General features: G+C 64.1%; 2 pseudogenes. One reads left to right on the forward strand and one right to left on the reverse strand.

Annotated elements, in window-relative coordinates:
- Positions 1 to 964, reverse strand: a pseudogene (locus EN879_RS35770) (MBL fold metallo-hydrolase); the annotation flags it as partial.
- A 278-nt stretch (positions 965 to 1,242) separates the two neighbouring features.
- Here EN879_RS35770 and EN879_RS35775 point away from each other — a divergent pair.
- A pseudogene (locus EN879_RS35775) lies at positions 1,243 to 1,424 on the forward strand (hypothetical protein); the annotation flags it as partial.

The following is a 1,424-nucleotide window of genomic DNA, read 5'->3' on the forward strand; positions in this document are numbered from 1 at the left end:
GGGTTCCGTCGAACCGATGCCTTGATCGTCAAGCGCCTCGGTCAATTTGCGCGCCGGCTCGTCGATCAGCTCGTCGGTGAGCTGGAAGGTGCCCCAGTGACAGCCGGCGGCATGGGCGGCGTTGCACAGCGTCATGCCTTGCACGGCTTCCCAGGATTCTGGTGCTGCGGCGCCATGAACCAGCGCGGCTCATAGGCGCCGATCGGCAGGATGGCGAAGCGGAAACCGCCATGTTTCTCGGCCATCCGCCGGTAGTTGATGCCATCGTGGAAGCCGGTATCGCCGGCGAAATAGAGCTTGCCGTCAGGCGTTTCGACGACAAAGCCGGCCCAGAGCGCCATGCGCCGGTCTCGGGCGCCACGCGCCGACCAGTGATGCACCGGCTCGACATGGACGGCGGCGCCATTGCCGATCTCGACGCTGTCGCCCCAGTCATGCGCCGACAGTCGCATGCCGGGCACGGCGGCTTCGATGATGGCGTCGTTGCCGAGCGGAGTGAGCACCAGCGGGTCGTGGCCGGCCTTCAGCCGCTTCAACGTGGCGAGGTCGAGATGGTCATAGTGGTTGTGGCTGACCAGCACGAGGTCGATCGGCGGCAGGTCGGCAAGGCGATGCCTGGCGCATTGATGCGTTTTGGTCCGGCGAAGGAAAGCGGCGAGGCGCGCAACGACCATACCGGATCGGTAAGGATGTTCAGACCGGCCGTCTGGACCAGCAAGGTGGAATGACCAACCATGGTCACTTCCAGCGCGGCGCCCTCGACCCTTGTCGCCGGCTTTGCCTGCGGAAAGGGGCTTGCATCGCTCGCCGGCCATTTCGAGCGCTGGCCATTCAACTGCCATTTCAGCAGGTCGGCGAAACGGCCGGGTGGCTGGCCGTCGGGATTGAAGAACAATGCGCCGTCGAAATGGTCGCTGGGCGGGCCGCTATAATAGCGATTGGCGGCTGTCTTTCTCGCGGCCAATTTTGCGGCTCCGGCAGGTGTTTCGTTTTCCAGACATAGGCGCTAAGGCGGCTCGCGCAAGCGTCCAACCGTCGATGTCGGCGCTGCACTGCTTTGACCGGATCCCCAGGCGACGCGCGACAAGCGGTCAGCCGCCGCGATTGCGATAAATTTGCAACAATTCTTGCTGCAAACTGTATTTTAACCATATCGGGTTGAAATTTCGCCACCTTCTCCATCTTGGTGGGGGTGAGATTGTGCGGACGGCTTCCCCCCAGCCGGATCCGACGGAGGTTGGAATGACTTTTTCGAAAACCGGTCTGGTGGCCGTATCGCTGGCGGCGCTCGTTGCGAGCGGCTGTTCGACCTCGCGTTTCTCCTCGATGGATGACCAGCAGCCGGCACCGCTGGAGGCCGCGCCCGCCGGCAAGGTGACGGCGAACCAACTGCCGCCGCCGGCATCGCCCGGCACCCCCGCCCC

Source organism: Mesorhizobium sp. M7A.F.Ca.AU.002.02.1.1 (assembly GCF_003998535.1).
GTDB classification, from domain to species: Bacteria; Pseudomonadota; Alphaproteobacteria; order Rhizobiales; family Rhizobiaceae; genus Mesorhizobium; species Mesorhizobium ciceri.